This window comes from Acidimangrovimonas pyrenivorans (assembly GCF_042643245.1).
Taxonomy (GTDB): Bacteria; Pseudomonadota; Alphaproteobacteria; order Rhodobacterales; family Rhodobacteraceae; genus Acidimangrovimonas; species Acidimangrovimonas pyrenivorans.
Genome location: NZ_JBHRSK010000035.1, coordinates 1 through 825, shown reverse-complemented (window position 1 = coordinate 825; position 825 = coordinate 1). Strand labels below are relative to the sequence as shown.

The following is an 825-nucleotide window of genomic DNA, read 5'->3' as shown; positions in this document are numbered from 1 at the left end:
TGTCCGTCGTCATATGATTTGGGACACGAGGGGCTGATCTGGAACGGAGGGCCTGGCTCGTTGGGGTTTCAGTCTATGCCGCGGTCTGGCGATGCAGCAAGCGGCGCTTCTCGATGGTTTTGGCTTTGATCTCCTTTCGTGTTTTCAGGATGGCTTCGGCCCTGCCGACATAGACGTCGGCGGGCGCGAGGTTGCCCAGGCTCTCGTGGTAGCGGTGATGGTTGTAGTGGTCGATGAAGTCGCCGATCGCCTGTTCCAGAGCGCCGGGCAGGTAATAGTTCTCGAGCAAGATGCGGTTCTTGAGGGTCTGGTGCCAGCGCTCGATCTTGCCTTGGGTCTGAGGGTGGCGGGGAGCGCCCCGGACGTGATCTATGCCCTCGTCAGCAAGCCAGTCGGCCAGTTCCCCGGAGATGTAACTGCTGCCATTGTCGCTGAGCAGCCGGGGCCGGTGGGCAACCGTGGCCTGATTGCAGCCCGAGGCGACCAGGGCATCTTCCAGTGTCGCGGTCACATCCGACGCCTTCATCGTCGTGCAGAGCCGCCAGGCGATGACGTAGCGGCTGTAGTCGTCGAGGATGGTCGAGAGGTAGAACCAGCCCCAGCCGATGACCTTCAGGTAGGTGAAGTCGGTCTGCCAGAGTTGGTTCGGTCGGGTCGTCTTCTCGTGGAACTCGTTTGCTGCCTTGATGACCACGAAGGCCGGGCTGGTGACCAGGTCATGTGCCTTCAGAACCCTGTAGACGCTGGCTTCCGACACGAAGTAGCGCCGACTGTCGGTGAAGTGGACGGCGAGCTCCCGGGGTGACAGCTCGGGCTGCTCGAGGG

General features: G+C 62.1%; 1 protein-coding gene. It reads right to left on the bottom strand.

Annotation, left to right across the window (positions count from 1 at the left end; genetic code table 11):
* Positions 1-73 precede the first annotated feature (73 nt).
* Positions 74-825 (bottom strand): IS3 family transposase (locus tag ACFOES_RS20995; RefSeq protein ID WP_377835685.1); only part of this gene is annotated, 752 nt, incomplete at its 5' end.